23 protein-coding genes are annotated in these 21,303 nt (G+C 36.9%); 13 read left to right on the forward strand and 10 right to left on the reverse strand.

Annotated features, from left to right (window positions below; translation table 11 throughout):
* Positions 1–14 precede the first annotated feature (14 nt).
* The 3 genes from LB076_RS12740 (at position 15) to LB076_RS12750 (ending at position 1,614) form a co-directional block, all read left to right on the forward strand.
* Positions 15–380, forward strand: a complete 366-nt coding sequence (locus LB076_RS12740; RefSeq protein ID WP_066332152.1) for a 6-phosphogluconate dehydrogenase — start codon at positions 15–17, stop codon at positions 378–380.
* Positions 381–393: 13 nt separating this feature from the next.
* Positions 394–942 (forward strand): acyl-CoA thioesterase, encoded by a 549-nt coding sequence (locus LB076_RS12745; RefSeq protein WP_066332154.1) that lies wholly within the window; start codon positions 394–396, stop codon positions 940–942.
* 132 nt (positions 943–1,074) lie between these two features.
* Positions 1,075–1,614 carry a YceI family protein gene (locus LB076_RS12750; protein WP_066332156.1) on the forward strand — a complete coding sequence of 180 codons (540 nt, stop codon included), beginning with the start codon at positions 1,075–1,077 and terminating at the stop codon, positions 1,612–1,614.
* Between the two features lie 8 nt (positions 1,615–1,622).
* Here the strand turns inward: LB076_RS12750 and LB076_RS12755 are convergent, their stop codons facing one another.
* The gene (locus LB076_RS12755; protein WP_066332158.1) at positions 1,623–2,531 is read right to left on the reverse strand and encodes a TIGR01777 family oxidoreductase; all 909 of its coding nucleotides are present in this window, start codon (positions 2,529–2,531) and stop codon (positions 1,623–1,625) included.
* A 110-nt stretch (positions 2,532–2,641) separates the two neighbouring features.
* On the opposite strand from LB076_RS12755, the gene LB076_RS12760 reads away from it, so the two are divergent.
* The 9 genes from LB076_RS12760 (at position 2,642) to LB076_RS12800 (ending at position 9,697) form a co-directional block, all read left to right on the forward strand.
* Positions 2,642–3,301 (forward strand): TetR family transcriptional regulator C-terminal domain-containing protein, encoded by a 660-nt coding sequence (locus LB076_RS12760; RefSeq protein WP_066332159.1) that lies wholly within the window; start codon positions 2,642–2,644, stop codon positions 3,299–3,301.
* Positions 3,301–4,602 carry an ABC1 kinase family protein gene (locus LB076_RS12765; RefSeq protein ID WP_066332162.1) on the forward strand — a complete coding sequence of 434 codons (1,302 nt, stop codon included), beginning with the start codon at positions 3,301–3,303 and terminating at the stop codon, positions 4,600–4,602. The genes LB076_RS12760 and LB076_RS12765 overlap by 1 nt, the downstream gene beginning before the upstream one ends.
* Positions 4,602–4,880: a TIGR03643 family protein gene (locus LB076_RS12770; protein ID WP_066332164.1), complete on the forward strand. Its 279-nt coding sequence runs from the start codon at positions 4,602–4,604 to the stop codon at positions 4,878–4,880. Before LB076_RS12765 ends, LB076_RS12770 begins: the two co-directional genes overlap by 1 nt.
* Positions 4,881–4,887: 7 nt before the next feature.
* Positions 4,888–5,571, forward strand: a complete 684-nt coding sequence (locus LB076_RS12775) for an SDR family NAD(P)-dependent oxidoreductase (RefSeq protein ID WP_066332166.1) — start codon at positions 4,888–4,890, stop codon at positions 5,569–5,571.
* Positions 5,572–5,609: 38 nt separating this feature from the next.
* The gene (gene folE, locus LB076_RS12780) at positions 5,610–6,209 is read left to right on the forward strand and encodes a GTP cyclohydrolase I FolE (protein WP_066332168.1); all 600 of its coding nucleotides are present in this window, start codon (positions 5,610–5,612) and stop codon (positions 6,207–6,209) included.
* Between the two features lie 22 nt (positions 6,210–6,231).
* Positions 6,232–7,650, forward strand: a complete 1,419-nt coding sequence (locus tag LB076_RS12785) for an SDR family oxidoreductase (protein WP_066332170.1) — start codon at positions 6,232–6,234, stop codon at positions 7,648–7,650.
* Positions 7,651–7,775: 125 nt separating this feature from the next.
* Positions 7,776–8,627 carry an alpha/beta fold hydrolase gene (locus LB076_RS12790; RefSeq protein WP_066332173.1) on the forward strand — a complete coding sequence of 284 codons (852 nt, stop codon included), beginning with the start codon at positions 7,776–7,778 and terminating at the stop codon, positions 8,625–8,627.
* A 1-nt stretch (position 8,628) separates the two neighbouring features.
* Entirely contained in the window at positions 8,629–9,099 is a 471-nt protein-coding gene (locus LB076_RS12795) for an RNA polymerase sigma factor (protein WP_066332175.1), read from the forward strand.
* Positions 9,089–9,697 carry a hypothetical protein gene (locus LB076_RS12800; RefSeq protein WP_066332180.1) on the forward strand — a complete coding sequence of 203 codons (609 nt, stop codon included), beginning with the start codon at positions 9,089–9,091 and terminating at the stop codon, positions 9,695–9,697. Before LB076_RS12795 ends, LB076_RS12800 begins: the two co-directional genes overlap by 11 nt.
* Before the next feature lie 361 nt (positions 9,698–10,058).
* Here LB076_RS12800 and LB076_RS12810 read toward each other — a convergent pair whose 3' ends face one another.
* The 7 genes from LB076_RS12810 to LB076_RS12840 all read right to left on the reverse strand — a co-directional run bounded on the left by LB076_RS12810 (position 10,059) and on the right by LB076_RS12840 (position 16,763).
* Positions 10,059–11,354 (reverse strand): cryptochrome/photolyase family protein, encoded by a 1,296-nt coding sequence (locus tag LB076_RS12810; protein WP_066332188.1) that lies wholly within the window; start codon positions 11,352–11,354, stop codon positions 10,059–10,061.
* Positions 11,354–11,815 (reverse strand): SRPBCC family protein, encoded by a 462-nt coding sequence (locus LB076_RS12815; RefSeq protein ID WP_066332729.1) that lies wholly within the window; start codon positions 11,813–11,815, stop codon positions 11,354–11,356. The genes LB076_RS12810 and LB076_RS12815 overlap by 1 nt, the downstream gene beginning before the upstream one ends.
* A gap of 174 nt (positions 11,816–11,989) precedes the next feature.
* Positions 11,990–12,430: a sterol desaturase family protein gene (locus LB076_RS12820; RefSeq protein WP_066332194.1), complete on the reverse strand. Its 441-nt coding sequence runs from the start codon at positions 12,428–12,430 to the stop codon at positions 11,990–11,992.
* Positions 12,431–12,479: 49 nt separating this feature from the next.
* Positions 12,480–13,319 (reverse strand): phytoene/squalene synthase family protein, encoded by an 840-nt coding sequence (locus tag LB076_RS12825; RefSeq protein ID WP_066332196.1) that lies wholly within the window; start codon positions 13,317–13,319, stop codon positions 12,480–12,482.
* Positions 13,320–13,321: 2 nt separating this feature from the next.
* Complete coding sequence (locus tag LB076_RS12830; RefSeq protein WP_066332200.1) at positions 13,322–14,791, reverse strand: phytoene desaturase family protein; 1,470 nt, start codon at positions 14,789–14,791, stop codon at positions 13,322–13,324.
* A 34-nt stretch (positions 14,792–14,825) separates the two neighbouring features.
* A complete protein-coding gene (locus tag LB076_RS12835; protein WP_066332202.1) occupies positions 14,826–15,725 on the reverse strand; it encodes a MerR family transcriptional regulator in 900 nt (299 codons plus the stop codon).
* Positions 15,726–15,800: 75 nt separating this feature from the next.
* Positions 15,801–16,763: an ion channel gene (locus LB076_RS12840; protein ID WP_066332732.1), complete on the reverse strand. Its 963-nt coding sequence runs from the start codon at positions 16,761–16,763 to the stop codon at positions 15,801–15,803.
* 362 nt (positions 16,764–17,125) lie between these two features.
* On the opposite strand from LB076_RS12840, the gene LB076_RS12845 reads away from it, so the two are divergent.
* The gene (locus LB076_RS12845) at positions 17,126–17,986 is read left to right on the forward strand and encodes a DUF808 domain-containing protein (protein WP_066332204.1); all 861 of its coding nucleotides are present in this window, start codon (positions 17,126–17,128) and stop codon (positions 17,984–17,986) included.
* Positions 17,987–18,085: 99 nt separating this feature from the next.
* Here LB076_RS12845 and carB read toward each other — a convergent pair whose 3' ends face one another.
* Together carB and rpmH are read right to left on the reverse strand one after the other, a co-directional pair.
* Positions 18,086–20,938: a carbamoyl-phosphate synthase large subunit gene (gene carB / locus LB076_RS12850; RefSeq protein WP_066332206.1), complete on the reverse strand. Its 2,853-nt coding sequence runs from the start codon at positions 20,936–20,938 to the stop codon at positions 18,086–18,088.
* A 198-nt stretch (positions 20,939–21,136) separates the two neighbouring features.
* Complete coding sequence (rpmH, locus tag LB076_RS13740; protein WP_026706823.1) at positions 21,137–21,298, reverse strand: 50S ribosomal protein L34; 162 nt, start codon at positions 21,296–21,298, stop codon at positions 21,137–21,139.
* Positions 21,299–21,303: the final 5 nt, after the last annotated feature.

Genomic DNA, 21,303 nt, shown 5'->3' on the forward strand with positions numbered 1-21,303 from the left:
AAACAACAAACAAAATGAAAAAATTTTTTACCATTATGGTAGCCCTAACTATCCTCTCTGTAGTGAGTTATTTTAGCTTTATCTACTACGCCACATATAGTGAAGGAGTACGATCTGGACATTTGATAAAAATTAGCCATAAAGGAATGCTTTTTAAAACCTGGGAAGGAGAAATTAGTCAAGGTCTTTCGGGATCCCAAATTTTTTCTTTTTCTGTTTTAGATAAAGACAAAAAAGTAATTGAAGATCTTAAAGAAATGGAAGGACAGTATATAAAACTAACCTACATTGAACGATACAAAACCTTTCCGTGGTGGGGAGACACCAAATACTATATTACAGAAGTACACAAAGAAAACTCGCCTTTTAAATTAAAATAAACATGAGCAAAAAATGAGCAATCCTTTTAAAACCGTTGCCAGTTCCAACATAAGCATCTCGGAGTTAATGCTCCCATCGCACACCAATTTTAGCGGCAAAATTCATGGAGGTTATATTTTATCTTTACTGGATCAAATTGCTTTTGCTTGCGCTTCTAAATTTAGTGGCAACTACTGTGTAACTGCCTCGGTAGATACCGTGAATTTTTTGAACCCTATCGAAGTAGGAGAACTAGTAACCATGAAAGCCAGCGTTAATTATGTCGGAAAAAGCTCTATGATTATTGGCATTCGTGTGGAGTCTGAAAACATACAAACCGGCAAGATCAAACATTGTAACTCCTCTTACTTTACCATGGTATCTAAAGACAAAGACGGCACCAATGCAAGAGTACCCGGACTGATACTCTCTAATTTAGAAGAAGTACGTCGTTTTTGTAACTGCTTAAAGCAAATAGCGCTAAAGAAAGAACAAGACCGTCATGAAGAAAATTTTAACTATAGTGCTACCGAAACCTTAGCAAGCCTGCAAAAATACAATGTGCAAGTGGCTTTAGATTAATTTTTAAGTATACCAAAAAAGAAAAAGCGTACAGAATCTATTTTGTACGCTTTTTCTTAAAATTAAATTAAAAAAAGAACCGAAAAAAACTATTTTTTTTGTAACTTATAAGAGAACACTACCACCAAAGTCATGAAAAAATTGCTGCTTCTATTTTTTCTGTTTTTAGCTCATATAAGTTTGGGCCAACAAAAATATACCACCTCTAATGGACTGGTACATTTTGAAGCCTCCGTGCCGTTATTTGAAGCCGTTGCTGCCCAAAACAACCAAGTAAGCTGTGATTTGAACGCCACAAAAAGTCACATTACATTTGTGGTTTACATCACCGATTTTCAGTTTAAGAGAAGCCTAATGAAAGAACATTTCAATGCTAATTATATAGAAAGCCATCGGTATCCTAAAGCGATCTTTAAAGGCATTATTGAAAAATTTGATTTAAAAAACCTTGCTACAACTCCCAAAACACATTATTTAAACGGCACGCTCTACATTCATGGCAAATCCAAAGCTATCCGGGTTCCGGCTGCTATCCAAAAATCCGAAACCGGAATCCGTATAATTTCTGATTTTATAGTAGATACCGATTCCTTTGCTATCACAATTCCGTATATAGTACGAAACAAAATAGCCAAAAAAGTTCAGGTATCTGTAGTCGTAAATTTAGAATAACCGGATTTTTAAATACATTGTTGCAAGGCCTGCTTTAAAGAATCCCATTTAAATTCAAATCCGGTCTTTTGAATTTTAGCAGAAGATACCCGCCTACCCTTTAATACAATAACAGCCATTTGTCCCATTGCAAGTGCCAACAAAAAAGACGGAATGTTAGGCAACCAAAGTTTATATCCATATGCACTGGCTAGTGTTTTAGAGAATATTTTGTTGGTGGTATGGTCTGTTACAGCTACATTATATGGGCCATGCATGGCTTGGTTTATAATTGCTACATAATACGCATTACACAAATCATCTATATGCACCCAAGGCATGTATTGCTCTCCAGTGCCCAGAGCAGCACCCAGTCGGTATTTAAAAACTGGCTTTAATTGCTGTAGCAAACCAGCATCTTTGCCCAATACCAAACCTGTACGGATAGCCACCGTACGAATTCCTAGAGCAGCTATAGTAGCTACCGAAGATTCCCAGATTTGACAAGTTTTGCCCAAAAAATCATTTGCAGCAGCAGTAGTCTCAAGGCATATTTCTTGACCGTTATACGCACCATAAATCCCAATTGCAGAGGCAGATATAAAGGCTTCGGGCTTTTTATCCGTAGTTGCCAAAACAGAATACAACAAGCGTATGGAATGTTCTCTACTGGCTATAATGGCTTTTTTTCGTTTTGTGGTCCAGCGCTTGGCTGCTATATTTTCTCCGGCAAGATGGATTATATAATCTGCTTTCAAAACCGCATCTTCTTCAATGGTTTGTTTTTCTATGTCCCAAGTGTAGTAAAAAACATTCTCGGTATCTGGACGCTTGCTTCTACTCAAAATAGCAACCGTAAATCCTTTACTCAAGAGCAATTTAGTTAAATTTTTACCTACAAAACCAGTCCCTCCAGTTATCAAAACATTCTTTTTCATACCTTTATTATTTAAACTAGAACAAATATACTGTATTTTTTGTTTAACATTAATGTATTTTTGTTAAACAATTTTGTATCTTTATACTCTCATTCTAAAAAACACTTGCAATGGCTCCTAAAAACTCCCAATTATCAAAAGAAAAACTAATTTCCTTGTATATGGAATATACCTTGGAACATAATGAAAAACCCAAATCCGTTTATTTGTTCTGCAAGCAACACCATTTTACAGAAGCGGATTTCTATGCTTACTTTGGCACCTTAGAGAGTATGGAGAAAGAAATTTACAAACTATTTTTGGATAAAACCGTTGCCTTACTGCAACAAGATCCCAACTACGCAGATTATGACCTAAAAAATAAAATGCTCAGCTTTTATTTTACTTTTTTTGAATTACTAAAAGCCAATAGAAGTTATGTTACCCAAAGTTTGAATAGTTCTAAAAACCATCTTAAAGATTGGATCCAACTCTCTGCTTTGCGTACTGCTTTTTTGGATTATGTAGCAGATATAATTCCAGACGACCAAAGAATCAAACAAGAAAAACTGCAAAAAATACAACAAAAAGCCTTGCAAGAAAGTGCTTGGATACAGCTTCTAATGGCTCTCAAATTTTGGCTAGAAGATGCCTCTGCAAATTTTGAAAAAACCGATATTTATATTGAAAAATCGGTCAAATTGAGTTTTGAATTAATGCAAGTTGCTCCTATAGACAGCCTGATTGATTTTGGCAAATTTATGTTTAAAGAAAAAATACAAAAAAAATAATGAAAACGATAGACTACATTCCGACTTCCAAAATAGAACGAGCAACCAAACTGGTGCAAACTGGTGCTAAGGTTGGGGTAAACTACCTAAAATATTATGGCGAAAAAATGGTCAATAGTGATCTTACTCGTGACAAATTAAACCAAGATAATGCCGAAGATATCTATGACGGACTAAAAAGCCTTAAAGGAAGTGCCCTCAAGGTGGCGCAAATGCTCAGCATGGACAAAAGTTTTTTGCCGCAGGCGTATGTTGAAAAATTTTCTTTGTCCCAATTTTCGGTTCCACCGCTATCTCCTCCCTTGGTTTTAAAAACCTTTCAGTCCAATTTGGGCAAAACACCCTACGAAGTATTTGACCAATTCAATGCAACATCTGTAAATGCTGCTAGTATTGGCCAGGTACACATGGCAGAAAAAAACGGCAAAAAACTAGCCGTAAAAATCCAATATCCTGGAGTTGCCAATAGCATTTCTTCGGATTTGGCTTTGGTAAAACCTATTGCAATTAGAATGTTCAACCTGCAAGGAAATGACTCCGATAAATATTTCAAAGAAGTTGAAGATAAATTAATTGAAGAGACCAATTACCTATTAGAACTACAGCAAAGCCAAGAAGTGGTTGCTGCGTGTCAAAAAATAGACAACCTAACGTTTCCTAATTATTATCCTGAATTTTCGTCCGAAAAAATAATCACCATGGATTGGATGACAGGCGTGCATTTGTCCCAATTTAAGAACTCCAACCCCGAGATTGCCAATAAACTTGGACAAGCATTGTGGGATTTTTATATGTACCAAATTCATATTCTAAAAAAAGTACATGCCGATCCACATCCAGGAAACTTTTTGGTTAATGCCAAAAACGAATTGGTTGCACTTGATTTTGGTTGTATGAAAACCATTCCAGAGGAATTTTATGTCCCATATTTTGAGCTTATCGACAAAAAAGTGATCACTAATCCTGCATCATTTAGTGCTAAATTGTTCGAACTTGAAATAATACGAGCGGATGATTCGGAAGAAGAAAAAACCTATTTCACAGAAATGTTCTATGACTTATTATCGTTGTTTACCAAACCATTTCAGTCTGAAACTTTTGATTTTTCTGACGAAGAATTTTTTGGCAACATTGCCCAATTAGGCGAACGCTTCTCCAAAGACACCAACCTACGAAAAATGAACGGCAACCGGGGTTCCAAACATTTCATTTACATGAATAGAACCTTCTTTGGGCTGTATAATTTACTGTTTGATTTAAAAGCAACCATTGTGGTTAACCAATATCAAAAATACCAATAATGCAAAGAGAACTTGATGCCCTGGATAAAGATAGAATCCTAGAGATGGCTTGGGAAGATCGCACCACATTTGAAGCAATCCAAAGACAGTTTGGTCTAAAAGAGTCCGAAGTGATAGACCTTATGCGCTCCGAAATGAAACCATCCAGTTTTAGAATGTGGCGAGCCCGAGTTCAGGGCCGAAAAACCAAACACGAAAAACTACGTAGTTTTGAAAAAGGCCGTTTTAAATGCAGCCGACAAAAACAAATTAGCAACAATAAAATTTCAAAAAGATAAGCAAACCATGAAAAACATACTCCTCATAGGCGGAAGCAAAGGGATAGGAAATGCTATTTTAATGCAACAAGTAGAACAAAATAAAGTATACAACATTAGCCGCAACGCTCCCGACTTTACGCATCCTAATTTGGTGCATTACTCTATGGATGTGTTAGCCGATGCGTTGCCAGACTTGGATGCCATAGACAGCTTGATTTACTGCCCTGGATCCATCAACTTAAAACCCATAGGCAGTTTGAGTATCGAAGATTTTAGAAATGATTTTGAAATCAATGTAATTGGAGCGGTCCAGGTTATTCAGAAATATTTACCGCTTTTAAAAAAAGGAACCAATCCTTCTATGCTATTGTTTAGCACCGTTGCTGCAAAGCTAGGAATGCCATTTCACGCCAGTATCGCTACTGCAAAAGCGGGCGTAGAAGGATTAGTTAAATCACTAGGAGCCGAGTTAGCATCTGTAGTACGCATCAACGCCATAGCTCCCACCATTACGCAAACAACACTTGCAGCAGGAATTTTGCGCAACGACCGCATGAAACAAAACATGGTAGAACGCCATCCAATGAAAGGCTATCTACAACCCGAAGAAGTAGCCGAAATGGCTGCCTTTTTAATTTCGGACAAAGCCAAATCAATCTCAGGACAGATTTTTGAAATGGACTACGGAATTGTTACTTTTAAAATATAAACCCATACATTGCAATAACCAAGCATCCAATTAAACCCATGAAAAATTACGAAAGAAAAGAAATCTATAGCACTGAAAAAACAACCGATTTAGCACAAAATTACAAAACAATAATTGCTGGTTTGGGCGAAGACGTAACTAGAGAAGGACTCGAAAAAACACCAGAAAGAGCCGCCAAGGCAATGCAATTTTTGACACACGGTTACGCCATTGATCCGTTAGAGATATTAAAATCTGCCTTATTTACCGAAGACCACAGCCAAATGATTGTGGTAAAAAATATTGAAGTATATTCGATGTGCGAACACCATATGCTACCTTTTTTTGGAAAAGCACACATAGCCTACATTCCAAACGGAAAAATTGTAGGTTTGAGCAAAATACCCCGAATTGTAGATGCCTATGCCCGCAGAATGCAAGTGCAAGAACGATTGACCGACCAAATCAAAGACTGCATACAAGAAGCCTTAGAACCCCTAGGAGTAGCCGTAGTAATTGAAGCACAACACATGTGCATGCAAATGCGCGGGATTGAAAAACAAAACTCCTTTACAACCACCTCCTCTTTTACAGGAGCATTTGAAAAAAACAAAACCAGAAAAGAATTTATCAGTCTTATTTCGAACAAACTGAGTTAAACCAACCCCTAAAAACCCACCCATGAAAATTCTCTTAACAGGCGCAACAGGCTACATCGGCAAAAGACTTTTACCCCTTTTGATAGCACAAGGGCATCATGTAGTGTGTTGCGTAAGAGATATAAACCGGTTTTTTGTTCCGCTAGAATTCCAAGATAAAATTGACGTGATCGAAGTTGATTTTCTAAAAAAAGAAACTTTAGAAGCCATACCAACCAATATAGATGCCGCCTACTACCTCATTCATTCCATGTCGAGTTCTTCAGACAAATATGACGAACTAGAAGCAATTTCAGCACAGAATTTTGTAACCCAAATTAACCAAACACAAGCCAAACAAGTGATTTACTTGAGTGGCATTGTCAATGACGAATCGCTGTCTAAACATTTATCATCACGCAAAAATGTCGAAAACATCCTCAGTTTAGGAACTTTTTCTCTCACCACTTTACGAGCAGGAATTATTGTGGGCTCTGGTAGCGCTTCCTTTGAAATCATTAGAGATCTAGTCCAAAAACTTCCCCTAATGATCACCCCAAAGTGGCTCAATACCAAATGCCAACCCATAGCCATCCAAGATGTATTGGATTTTTTAACCAAATCCTTACTAAATCCCGTGGTTTACAACCAAAATTTTGACATCGGAGGTCCCGATATTTTGACCTACAAACAAATGTTGCTCGCTTTTGCCAAAGCAAAAAACCTAAAACGCTGGATCATCACCGTTCCAATAATGACCCCAAAACTCTCCTCCTACTGGCTCTATTTTGTAACCTCCACTTCCTACAAACTAGCCAGCGCATTAGTAAGCAGCATGAAAGTAGAGGTCGTTTGCAAAGATACCCGCATCAATAACATACTGCAACTCCAACCCATGCCCTACACCGTTGCATTATCCAAAGCCCTGCGCAAAGTAGCGTCCAATACGGTAGTTTCTAGCTGGAAAGACTCCTTGGTCAGCGGCCGTTTTAAAACCAATATTTCGGCCTATCGCAACGTTCCAACAACCAATTGTTTTGTAGATCTAAGACAAAAAGAAATCCTAGACCGAAATTTTACCATTAACCAAATCTGGTCCATTGGAGGCGAAACAGGATGGTATTATGCCGATTGGCTCTGGGATCTCAGAGGATTTATAGACAAATTATTTGGCGGCGTAGGCTCCCGAAGAGGCCGAACAAACAAAAATGCCCTATACCCCGGAGATGCCCTAGATTTTTGGCGCGTGCTATATGCCAACAAACACGAAGGAAAACTCCTTTTATTTGCCGAGATGAAACTACCAGGAAAAGCCTGGTTAGAATTCAAAATTATCGAAAACACCCTCTACCAATGCGCCACCTTTGCGCCTCGAGGTTTTTGGGGCAAAGCCTATTGGTATGCCGTTTGGCCCTTCCACGGCTTTATATTCAACGGGATGTTACGCAAATTAATAGGTTAGCGAAAACCCTTTGAGACCACTCGCCAAAATTACACTTTCAAACATTTTAAAATTATTTTTTAAAGTTTTGTAACATTTTAGACAATCCCGTATCTAAAAGACGAACAAATTAAAAAATAAATAAAATGAACAAATTAAAAATTGAAATCCTATTATTCTTATTTATCGGTTTATGCGTAACTAGTTTTGGACAAACCAAAACAAATTCCTTTGAAGTAACAAAAAGCGGACAAGGTAGTAAATCGATCATTTTCATTCCAGGATTCTCCTGTTCTGGCGAAGTTTGGAATGAAACAAAATCCAAATATGAGAAGGATTTTACTTGTTTCACTTTGACAATGGCAGGTTTTGCTGATGTAAAACCGCAACCTAATGCAACTTTTAAAAATTGGGAAACCAGCATTGCCAATTACATAAAAGAAAATAAAATTGACAAGCCAATTATTATTGGACACAGTATGGGTGGTGGTTTAGCTTTGGCACTTGCGTCAGATTATCCAGAACTCATTGAAAAAATTATTATTGTAGATGCACTTCCTTGTTTGCCTGCCTTGATGAATCCAACTTTCAAAACAGTAGAGAAACAAGACTGTTCAGCAATGTTAAATCAGATAAGTTCAGCAACGAATGAGCAATTTTACCAAATGCAAAAAATGTCAATTCAACGACTTGTTGCAGATACCTCAAAAAGAGAATTGGTCGTAAGTTGGAGTATGAAATCAGACAGGAAAACTTTTGCTGAAATGTACTGTGATTTTTCAAACACAGATTTGAGAGAAAAGATTCAAAATATTAAATGCCCTACTTTGGTTTTATTGGAAGAATATTTTAAAAATGTAAAACCTGCCATAGAAGAGCAATATAAAAACTTAAAAACAGCCAACTTGCAATATTCCAACAAAGGACTGCATTTTATAATGTATGACGACAAAGAATGGTATTTTAGCCAGTTGAATAATTTCATAACAACGAAATAAGATGGTATTTGAAGATATCTATAAAGCGTATTGGCAAAAAATATTTCGTTTGTGTATGGGTTACATAAATGACTACGACCTTGCACAAGATATAGCACAGGAAACATTTATTATCGTTTGGCAACAACTACCAAAATTTAGAAACGAAGCCAACATTAGTACTTGGATTTTTAGAATTGCTTCTAATAACTGCTTACGACAAATTGAAAAACAAAACCGTTTCCTAAAAGCAGAATTGCCAATCAATTTAAAACAAGAAAAAGAAGAAAATATTGAACCTCAAATTCAATTTTTATATAAGTGTATTTCGGAATTGCCAGAAACAGACCGTATCATTATTTCACTAGAATTAGAAAACATAAAACAATCCGAAATAGCCAGTATTGTTGGACTTTCAGAAGTCAACATAAGAGTGAAAATTCATAGAATAAAAGAAAAATTAACTCAAAAATTTAAAGAAAATGAACAGTAATATAAATTTTAACGAATTGTGGGCAAAGCAAAAAACAGGAGAGCCTAACAAAGAAGAATTGTTGTCGAAAATAAATACATTCAAAAAATCCAATTTAAAAAGATTAATCATAACAAACCTTTTACTAATTATAACCTCTTTATTTATTATTTTCATTTGGATGTACTATCAACCACAAATGATTACAACAAAAATAGGTATTATATTAACTATTTTGGCAATGGTAATTTTTGTAATCGCATACAACCAAAGTTTTGCACTTTTCAGAAAAGCAACTAACACACAAAATAATAGTGAATACTTGAAAAACTTAATAGCCATTAAAGCAAAACAACAATTTATGCAAACTACAATGTTGAATTTATATTTTGTTTTGCTTTCAACAGGAATTGGCTTGTATATGTACGAATACACACAACTAATGACAGCTTTTTGGGGAATATTTGCTTATGGGATTACTTCAATTTGGATTCTATTTAATTGGTTTTATTTAAGACCAAAACAAATTAAAAAACTACAATCTAAATTAAACGAAATTATTGGTAAATTTGAAATGTTAAACGAACAACTTGACGAAAAAAATAAGGGCATCCGCTAACAGCCGTTTCTCGCAATTGCGAATTTTGTGGTAGGTTCACGTTTACATTTCGCAAGAAATTTTATCTTTAACAGAAAATAATCAGTTCCGAAGTTCGCAACTGACAAAAAGCAGCGAAACGTTAGTTTTGTTGGAGCTTTATCCAGCTATCCGCTCTATCTTTTCTTTTTTTTGAAAGAAAAAAAAGAAAAGGATGCCGCTGCTATCTGGGCTAGGTATTTGGTGCACCAAAAGCCATTTTGTTTCCAAAACAAAAATCCGTTAACAAAAACAAAACCATTAAACGATTGGATTTCATTAGCAGTACTGCTACGTTTTCTTAATCTCTTAATGGTTCTACAAAAAATAATCCCTATTTAAATCACTTCACGATTCCGGCTTTATAGGTTGCAATGGCTCTGTCTCTGGCCATAGCGTGTGCTACCATAGGCTGCCCATATTCTAAATCCAATTCCGGAATCCATCTATGAACATAAATACCCTCTGGGTCAAACTTTTTTAATTGAATTTCTGGATTAAATACCCTAAAATAGGGTGCCGCATCACAACCCGTTCCGGCTGCCCATTGCCAGTTTCCAACATTAGAAGAAAGCTCGTAATCCAATAGTTTTTCGGCAAAATAGGCCTCGCCCCATTGCCACTGTATGAGCAAGTGTTTGCACAAAAAACTCGCCACCACCATACGCACTCGGTTGTGCATATAGCCCGTTTGATTGAGTTGGCGCATGCCCGCATCTACCATAGGATATCCCGTAGTACCCGTACACCAACGTTTAAAATCTTCCTCCTTATTGCGCCATGCAATACCATCGTAAGCAGTTTTAAAATTGTTGGTCAGCACTCTTGGAAAATGATACAAAATCTGCATAAAAAACTCTCTCCAAATCAATTCGCTCAAAAAAACGGCATTTTTTTGGGCAGCCCAATGGACTAATTTACGCACACTCACGGTTCCAAAACGCAAATGAGGCGACAAATACGAGGTGGTATCCATTGCCGGAAAATCACGAGTTTGGTGGTAATTGGCAATTTTAGTAAGGTTATGTGGTTTTACTTGAATGCCACTTTTTACAAAACCTATTTGCTCCAAATTTGGAAATTGAAAAGTACTTTTATAAAAATTGGAAAAATGTGCCGCACAATCGTATTGGGTTATAGGAGCGTTGCTGTGGAATTTTTCTAACCATTTATTTTTGTATGGGGTATAGACCGTATAGGGCAAACCATCGGCTTTTGTGATTTCTGATTCTTCAAAAATCACTTGGTCTTTGCAGGCATGTACAGCAGCAGCATTGGCAGCTAATAGACTATTAATTGTTTTGTCTCGGGCTATGGCATAGGGTTCGTAATCTTTGTTATAAAAAACTTGGTTAACATCAAACTCGTTGATTAGTTGTTGCCAAACTACAGCTGTATTTCCTTTTTGGATCCACAAAGAACTACCAATTTGTTGCAATTGTGTCGCAATAGCAGCTAAGGATTGGTGTATAAAACCTACTCTAGGGTCGGTATTGGGCAAACTATCTAAAATGGCGTCATCAAATATAAACACGGGCAGTACCGGAAAACCAGACTGCAAGGCCTGAAACAAACCTACATTGTCTTCTAGACGTAAATCCCGACGAAACCAAAAAATAGTTACGGTTTGCTTGTTCATTATTTGGAGTTAAAGAGTTGGTCTACCATTTTTTCGCGGTGTGCAAAAATTTGGGTTAGTTTTCTTTTTACAATCAGGGTGTTGAGGATGCGTCCTAGGATTCCAAAGGGCAAGGCATAATGTACTATGTCTGTCATTTTTACGCCTTGGTCTGTGGCTTCAAAAAAATGTTTGTGGTGCCAGAATGTGTAGGGTCCAAAACGTTGCTCGTCTATAAAATAGTGGTTGTCTCGGACGGTGGTGATCTCTGTGGTCCAAGATAGTTTTAAACCCGCTAGGGGCGAAATTTTGTATTGGATAATTTGTCCCTGGTACATGCTTTTGCCATCGTAGTCCGTGATCTTAAATCCCATGGAGTTGGGAGTTAGTTTTTGGAGGTTTTTGGGACTCGAGAAAAATGCCCAACATTCGTCTAGACTTGCGCTTACGTATTGTACGGATTCTTTTTTGTAGAGTTTCATGGTGTGGGGTTGGTATTTAAAGTTGGATCGGATCTCTAAAATGGGATTGCGTGAGGGATAGTAGTGGCGCTCTTTTTGGGCAATTGTCTTGGGTGCAACCCAAGGCTTTTGCGCAAAAAAGCGGGAACGTATAGCCCGACCCGCATTTTTTTTGCGGGTCACGCCCAAATGAGGTTACATTTTGTAATATTTGAAGGGCACAAAGAGCATTCCGAAACATTCGCCGTGTTCTTTGCCTAGGTGTTTGTGGTGTACTTTGTGGGCTTTGCGTAGGCCTTTTAGGTAGCTGTTATTGGTGTTTTTGAACCATTTGAAACGTTGGTGTATTAGTACGTCATGGATCAAAAAATAGCAGATACCGTAGGCAGTAATCCCTAAACCGATAAAAAACAAATGGTTGATGCCGCCCGCAACACCGTAGTAAAAAAGCACGATGCTTGGGATGGCAAAAATGACAAAGAAGATGTCGTTTCGTTCAAAAACGTTGGCGTATTTGGGCTGGTGGTGGTCTGCGTGAAAGTACCACATGAGTCCGTGCATGATGTATTTGTGGGTTAGCCAGGTTACACATTCCATGATTAGGAAGACGCTAAGGAAAATTAAAAAATAGAGCATTGTGGTGGTTTTTATGTTTTTCTGAATTTGTTCTGCGGCTGCTGTAGCACTAGACCATTCGTAATTTGTAGGTCACAAAGGATTGGGCTAGTAGGCCTGCTTTGGTGTAATTGGATACGCGTATGCGGGTGGTGCCAATTTGGTGGCTTGGGGTGTTGGCGAGTTTTTTTAATAGTTTTTTGTAGTAAACGTAAGCGGTATAAACGCCAAATTTGGCTTCTATGGGTAGTTTTTTTATGCCTTCGTAGGCCTCTTTGAAATCGTCTTCAATTTCGGCAATAATCTGCGCTTTTGCTTTTTCGTTAAAGGAATTTAGATCTACTCCCGGAAAATAATTTCGGTTCAAGACTAGATTATCGTCTTTTAGATCTCTCAAAAAATTTACTTTTTGGAACGCAGATCCCAATCGCATGGCTTGGGCTTTTAGTTGCTCGTATTTGGTGGTGTTTCCTTTTACAAAAACCTGAAGACACATCAGCCCGACTACGTCTGCTGAGCCGTATATGTAGGCATTGTATTCTTCTTTACTGGCATATTCTGTCTTGGTTAGATCTTGTTTCATGCTCTGCAAAAACGCCTGAATTAGTTGGTCTGAAATGGCGTATTCTTTGACGGTGTGCTGAAAGGCGTTTAAAATTGGGTTTAGGCTTATTCCGGATTGGAAGGCTTTGTAATATTCTTTTTCGAAATCTTGAATTAATTGTTCTGGATTGTATCCCTGAAAACTGTCCACAATTTCGTCGGCAAAACGTACAAACCCGTAAATGGCATAAATGGCCTCTCGGATGCTTGGTGAAAGCATGTAGACTGCAGATGAGAATGAAGTACTGTAGCTTTTGGTGACTAGCTTGCTGCATTGGAAGGAGACATCATCAAATAATTGCTTCATAATTAGGATTCTTTAAATTGCTTTTCTATTAACTGTGATACTAATTTTCCAGAAATTAATGCTGGTGGCACTCCGGGTCCTGGAACGGTTAGTTGTCCGGTGAAAAATAAATTTTTGACTTTTTTGCTTTTTAGCTTTGGTCTTAAAAATGCGGTTTGCAATAAGGTATTGGCCATGCCGTAGGCGTTGCCTTTGTAGGAATTGTATTGTTCTACAAAATCATTTTTGCAAAAGGAATGTTTAAATATAATGTTATTTTGTACACTTTGGTTGGTTAGGGTCTCAAAACGATGCATTATTTTGTTAAAATATTCTTCTCTTAAGGCCTCAGTGTCCTCAATTCCGGGAGCTAAAGGCACTAAAAAAAATCCAGACTCCATGCCCGCTGGCGCAGCGGTTGGATCTGTTAATGACGGAAAATTAGCATAAAACAAAGGCTCTTTGGGCCACTGTGGTTGGTCATAAATATCTTTGGCATGTTGTTTAAAATCTACATCAAAAAACAACGCATGATGGGAGATGTTTGGTATTTTTTTATTAAAACCTACATAAAACAATAAGGACGAAGGTGCAAATACACGGCTTTCCCAATAGTCCTTGGAATAAACTCGGTATTCTGGATCTAATAAGGTTTCGGTATGTTGGTAGTCTGCTCCGCTCACTACTAGGTCCGAGTCGATGCGGGTTCCGTGAACAACTATTGCTTTGGCGGTTTTATTTTGGACAATTATTTTTTCGATGGGCGAATTGGTATAAAAACGAACCCCTAGCTCTCGTGCTAGACTTTCGATGGCGTTTACTACATCAAACATTCCTGTTTTGGGGTGCCAGGTGCCAAGACCAAAATCAGCATAATTCATAAAACTATAAAAAGATGGGGTATCTGAGGGTTTTGCACCCAGGAACAAAACCGGAAATTCTAGAATTTGAATTAATCGTTCGTTTTTAAATTTTTTACGTACATCTCTACTTATTGTGCTAAAAAATTGCCCTACTTTTTTGGCCGTTGCTACGGTTACCAATTCTAAAGGCGATACGCCCGGACGGTACACCAACTCTTTGATGGCAATAGCATAGTTGCTTTGTGCTTCGGTCATAAAATCCTGCAAAATTTGACCGCTTCCTTTTTCTATTTCCTCAAAAGTGGCTACAATTGCTGGTAGATTGTCTGCTATGGCTATAAAATCATCTATCCCGTAGTATACTCTGTATGCTGGAGAGAGTTTAATTAGCTCATAATAATCGGTTGTTTTTTTGCCAAAATCTGCAAAAAAACGTTCAAAAACATCCGGCATCCAGTACCAACTTGGCCCCATATCAAAGGTAAAGCCATTGCTTTTTAGCTGTCTTGCACGTCCGCCTATTGAAGCGTTTTTTTCATACACAGATACTTCGTGCCCGCTTTGTGCTAAATAACACGAAGCTGCTAAGGCAGAGAATCCAGAACCGATTATTGTAATTTTCTTTTTCATTTGTTTAGCAAATATACATAATGTTTAAACAATACTAATTTAATTTAGCTACTAATTCTGAAATAGAATCAAAAAGCTGTATTTGTGGGTGTGCTTTTTCTGGACTTATAAACTCTATCATACGGCCTATAAACCATAAATTGGTGTTTTGGTCCACCAATTGCTCTGTCATTTGGTCAATATAATGGTCTATAGCATTCCGATCTGGCTGCACCGTAAGATAAGATACAAATATTATGGGTGCAAAATGTTTTTTTAAATCTTTAAGATTAATTATTGGCATGCTTTCTCCTAAATAAATTGCTGGATAACCTTGTAGCAAAATTTCGTAATTTATATACATTAGTCCCAGTGCATGTATTTCGTTCATAGGCAATGATAGCACAAAAACTTTGTCTGTTTTGGTGGGTGTTTGCTCTTGTAAAGCAGCAATATTTACTACTAATTTTTGTTTGATCAAGTTGCTCATAAAGTGTTCATGCGCCGGAGATATGGTGTCTGTTTGCCACAAAACACCCAAATCATTCATTAATGGGATAAAGACTTCGTGAAAAATTTCTTTGAAACTCTTATCTGCTATAAGCCAATTATAGGTGTTAAAAAAAAGGGCTTGATCAAAGTTCATCATGGCCATTTTAAAGGCGCTTATTGCATGATTTTTGGCATTTTTGGAAGAGGTTATTTGTTTTACTAATGCCGGTATTTCTTCTTCGGAATAGGCTGCTATTTTAGAAATTTTATAGCCATATTCATGCAATAAAGTAATATTCAAAAGTTTTTGTAAGCTTGCCAAATCATACAATCTGATATTGGTATCCGTACGCATGGGTTCCAATACGTTGTATCTTTTTTCCCAAATGCGTATGGTATGTGCCTTGATCCCCGAAAGATTTTCAAGATCTTTGATGCTAAAAACATTTTTTATATTGTTCATTGTTTTTCAATATTTGATAAACAAATGTAACAAAAAATTCATTAGCAAATCGCAAAAGGATCCAAAATAAGTAACTTATTTCAAAACGACTGTTTCCAATTGGCTGAGTTTGTCTAGATTTAGTATGGTTTTGGAGTTATCGGTACTCCTTGTGTACATGGGTACAAATTTTGCTCCATAGACCACCTCATCAAAAGTATATGAGGATCTGGTTGCTACGGTGGCGCTAAACATATCGTCAAATGTTTTTATAAAAACCAAAACCTCTCCATGGGTCTCTTTATAATCTTTTTTAGAAAAGGAACATAATGGGCTGTTTTCTGTAATAGGATGAACCAGGGTCCAACTCAAGGTTAGGGCACTAATTTTTTCTAATTCTAACTCTAGTTGGTAAAATTTATTGACCAAAATACCGTTTTCTTCTATACGCATTCCTAGGGTCATTTGTGCCTCTGCATCTGTAAAATTAGTGTTTTTAAAAGGAGACAAACGTACCATAAAAGCTTTTCCATCTTTGTAGGGAGCAATAATGGCGTTATCCGAAAATTTTAAAAAAGCGGTTGGTTTGCTAAAACGACCAAAAAATAAACCAGTAGCAATTGCAAAACTCAGCAAACCCATCAGGGCTTCGGCAGCAGACAAGGCGCTGGTCAAAAAACCAGTAGGACTGATGTGTCCGTAACCAACGGTGGTAAAAGTCTGAGCACTAAAAAAATAGGCTTGTCCAAATTGGATTAACGGACTATCTGTGCTTATAATTCCGTCTAAATGGTCTACGCCAATAAGGTAATAAATAGAGGCAAAAACAAAATTAATCCCTATGTAAAACAACAAAATGATAGTCATGAATTTCCAAGTACTCATTTCAATCATTGTGTGGTACCAACTTATACCCCCAAAGATAGGCATTCCAACTTTTTCTACATTTGCTTTTCCGTCTTTATTTATAAAACGGCCACCATAACTATTTGAATTGGTACCAAAACCAGAATTTTGGTCTGCTTTGACTTTTTGATTTATTGGGTCTGAAAATTTCATTTTTTTATTTATAATGGCCAAAATTAAACAAAAAAGAGCTTTAAAAGTTACAAAACACGAATAATACCCTGTACTTGCTCTTGTTGTTTTTTTTTTAAAAAATAAGCGCTAAAATTGAATTATAACTTTAAAAATGAGAGAACAAACTTTGAGAAAATTACTTATATTTGAACCTAAATACCCACAAAATAACTAGGAGATTTTAATATATAAATAAAACTAAAAATGGAAATGCTTTGTTAGGCAACAAAACCCTTAAAAAACCTCCCCGCTTTTAGAATTGAAACGTTATCTACGATCCTAAGTGGATTGTTGTATTTTAAGTATTATTTTGATCACAAAACCACCAATAAACAAAGTATATGGCTTCAGGATTTTTTGCCTTATTTGATGATATTGCAGCACTCATGGATGATGTTGCCTTGATGAGTAAAGTAGCAACCAAAAAAACTGCCGGAATATTAGGCGATGATTTAGCAGTAAATGCCGAAAAAGCTTCGGGATTTGTTTCCTCCAGAGAGATTCCTGTTTTGTGGGCAATTACTAAAGGCTCTTTACTAAACAAACTATTGATTTTGCCATTTGCCTTCTTGTTGAGTGCATTTGTGCCCGTTGCAATTACTATTATTTTGGTGTTGGGAGCCTTATATTTAGCCTATGAGGGAGCCGAAAAAATATACGAATACGTAGTACCGCATCAGCATTCCGAAAAAACGGTGCTTACAGAAACCCTAACTCCCGAACAAGTTTTGTTGTTAGAGAAGGATAAAATAAAATCCGCCATCGTTACGGATTTCATCCTATCTATCGAAATTGTAATCATAGCCATAGGTACTGTTTTGGGCCAACCTATTTTAAACCAAATACTCGTTGTTACCTTTATTGCCATACTAGCAACCGTGGGAGTTTATGGAGTGGTAGCACTTATTGTTAGGATGGATGATTTTGGTATTGCTTTAAGAAAAAAAAGAAGCAATAGCGTGGCACAATTTATTGGAAATGTTTTGATACAAGCCCTACCAAAGGTTATTAAAACATTGGCTTTTGTAGGAACGATAGCCTTATTATTGGTTTCTGGAGGGATTTTTGTGCATAATATAGAGCCTTTACATGGTGTTTTGGTACAGTGGCCTGCTATTTTAAAAGAATTTACGATCGGTTTAGTAGCTGGAATTATAGCTCTATTTGTGGTTGTTTTATTCCAACAGCTATTCAAGAAATAGATAAAAAACCCATTGGGTGTTGGATTAATTTTAAAATAAAGCGTACAAAAAAAGCCCCATTCTTAAAAGATGGGGCTTTTTGGATATCTGGATTTAAGATTATTTGCTTAAATACATTTTTCTTCTAGAATACAATTCATAAAATTGGTCGTCTTTTAAATCATCAATAAACAAGATACTCTCTCCTGTTGATTTCATCTCAGGCCCTAAGGCTTTGTTTACATTATGAAACTTACTGAAAGAGAAAACCGGTTGCTTGATAGCATACCCTTTTAACTGTGGGTTAAAAGTAAAGTCGGTTACTTTATTATGCCCTAACATTACCTTTGTGGCATAATTTACATACGGCTCGCCGTAGGCTTTAGCTATAAATGGTACTGTACGGGATGCTCTAGGGTTGGCTTCAATAATATAAACTATATCGTCTTTAATGGCAAACTGAATGTTGATCAAACCTACAGTGCTTAATCCTAGTGCTATTTTTTTGGTATGGTCTTTAATTTGTTGCATTACAAACTCTCCTAAGTTAAAAGGAGGTAGTGTAGCATTACTGTCTCCAGAATGCACTCCACATGGTTCTATATGCTCCATGATCCCTATGATATATACATTTTCTCCATCGCAAATTGCATCGGCCTCAGCCTCAATAGCTCCATCTAGGTAGTGGTCTAAAAGTAATTTATTACCAGGAATGGTTTTTAATAAATTTACGACGTGTTCTTCTAGCTCTTGCTTGTTGATTACAATTTTCATTCCTTGACCTCCTAATACATATGAAGGACGGATTAATAACGGAAAATCTAGGGTATCTGCCAAGGCTGCAGCTTCGTCTGCGGTTTCGGCAATTCCAAATTTAGGAAAAGGAATGTCTAATTCTGTCAACAGATTAGAGAAACGTCCTCTATCTTCGGCTAAATCTAGGGCATCAAAACTGGTTCCTATAATTTTTATTCCGTATTTAGATAATTTTTCGGCTAATTTAAGCGCCGTTTGCCCACCTAGTTGCACAATAACACCTTCGGGTTTTTCGTGCTGAATAATATCATAGATGTGCTCCCAAAATACTGGCTCAAAATACAACTTATCTGCCGTATCAAAATCTGTCGAAACCGTTTCTGGATTACAGTTAATCATTATGGTTTCGTAACCACATTCTTTGGCTGCCAATACACCATGTACACAAGAATAATCAAATTCTATTCCTTGACCTATTCTATTTGGTCCAGATCCAAGAACAATAATTTTCTTTTTGTCTGTAACAATACTTTCGTTGTCTACGTAACGGGTTCCGTCTGGTTTTTCTATCTCGGCCTCAAAGGTAGAGTAGTAATAGGGTGTTTTGGCTTTAAATTCTGCCGCACATGTATCCACCAATTTAAACACACGGTTTATATCTAGATCCATACGTTTGGCGTGTACCTCACTTTCTAGACATCCCATCATGTGTGCTATTTGTCTGTCTGCAAAACCTTTTTGTTTGGCTTCTAGCAAAAGTTCTTTGGGTAAATTAGCTACAGTATAGCTCGAAATTTCTTTTTCAAGGGTGTATAGTTCTTCGTATTGTTTTAAGAACCACATATCTATTTTGGTAATTTCATGGATACGGCTCAATGGAATTCCCATGGCAATGGCATCATAAATTACAAAAACACGATCCCAACTTGCGTGAGTTAGTTTGTCAATAATTTGTTCGTAATTGGTGTATCCTTTTCCATCGGCACCCAAACCATTTCTTTTAATCTCTAACGATTGCGTAGCCTTGTGTAGTGCCTCTTGAAATGAACGTCCAATACCCATAACTTCTCCTACAGATTTCATTTGAAGTCCTAAAGTACGGTCTGCACCTTCAAATTTATCAAAGTTCCAACGAGGAATTTTTACAATTACATAATCTAAAGTTGGCTCAAACAAGGCCGAGGTAGATTTTGTAATTTGATTTTGTAATTCATCCAAGGTGTAACCAAGGGCAAGTTTAGAAGCTATTTTGGCAATAGGATACCCTGTTGCTTTGGAAGCCAATGCAGAAGATCTAGATACACGAGGGTTGATCTCAATGGCTACGATATCTTCTTTATCATCAGGCGAAACTGCAAATTGCACATTACAGCCTCCTGCAAAGTTACCAATGCTTCGCATCATCAGGATAGCATAATCACGCATTCTTTGAAAAGTCGTGTCTGACAAGGTCATTGCTGGTGCCACCGTGATAGAATCTCCAGTATGTATCCCCATTGGATCCATGTTTTCGATAGAACAAATAATAACTACATTATCATTTTTATCTCTCAATAATTCTAATTCATATTCTTTCCACCCCATCAAGGCCTTATCAATTAAGACTTCATGAATCGGAGAAGCCTCTAAACCTCTGGTCAAAAGCTCGTCAAAATCTTCTTTTTTGTACACAATTGCCGCTCCGGTTCCTCCTAGGGTAAAAGAAGGACGGATTACTAAAGGAAAACCATATTCTTGTGCTATTTCTTTACCTCTAAGATAAGAAGTACAGATTTCAGCAGGCGCAGCAGGTACGCCTATTTTTTTCAAGAGCTGTTTGAATTGCTCTCTATCTTCGGTTATGTTTATGGCGTTAACATCTACTCCAATTAATTTTACTCCAAAATCAGCCCAAATCCCTTTATCTTCGGCCTCAAGACACAAGTTAAGTGCCGTTTGTCCTCCCATGGTAGGCAAAACAGCATCAATTTGAGGATGTGCCTTTAAGATTTCAATGATTGATTTTGTGGTTAACGGTTTTAAATAAATATGATCGGCCATTGATGGGTCCGTCATAATTGTTGCGGGGTTTGAATTTATCAAAATAACTTCTATCCCTTCTTCACCAATGGAGCGTGCAGATTGAGAACCTGCATAATCAAATTCGCAAGCTTGACCAATAACGATAGGACCGGAACCTATTATTAAAACGGATTTTATGGATGTGTCTTTTGGCATTTTGTTGTAATTATAGTATAGTTTGTTTTTTTACTTTTTCTCGAAGACGCTTTAAATATATGGTTTAAAATCGAGCGCTGTTTGTTTATTTAGCATAAAAATCGAGTTTGCTTTATAAAAAAAATAATATTTTAACGACAAGGTATAAAAAAAGGCGGTACTAAAAAAAGTAACGCCTTATTTATGTTTATACAAACATTATTTTTTGTGTCTTGGGTCACAAGAAACAGTCAATTTATGTCTTCCTTTAGCTCTTCTTCTAGCAAGCACTTTTCTTCCATTCGCAGAAGCCATTCTGTCCATAAATCCGTGCTTATTTCTTCTTTTTCTTTTCGATGGTTGAAATGTTCTTTTGCTCATTGCTT

The sequence above is a fragment of the Flavobacterium crassostreae genome (genome assembly GCF_001831475.1).
In the GTDB taxonomy this organism is placed as follows: domain Bacteria; phylum Bacteroidota; class Bacteroidia; order Flavobacteriales; family Flavobacteriaceae; genus Flavobacterium; species Flavobacterium crassostreae.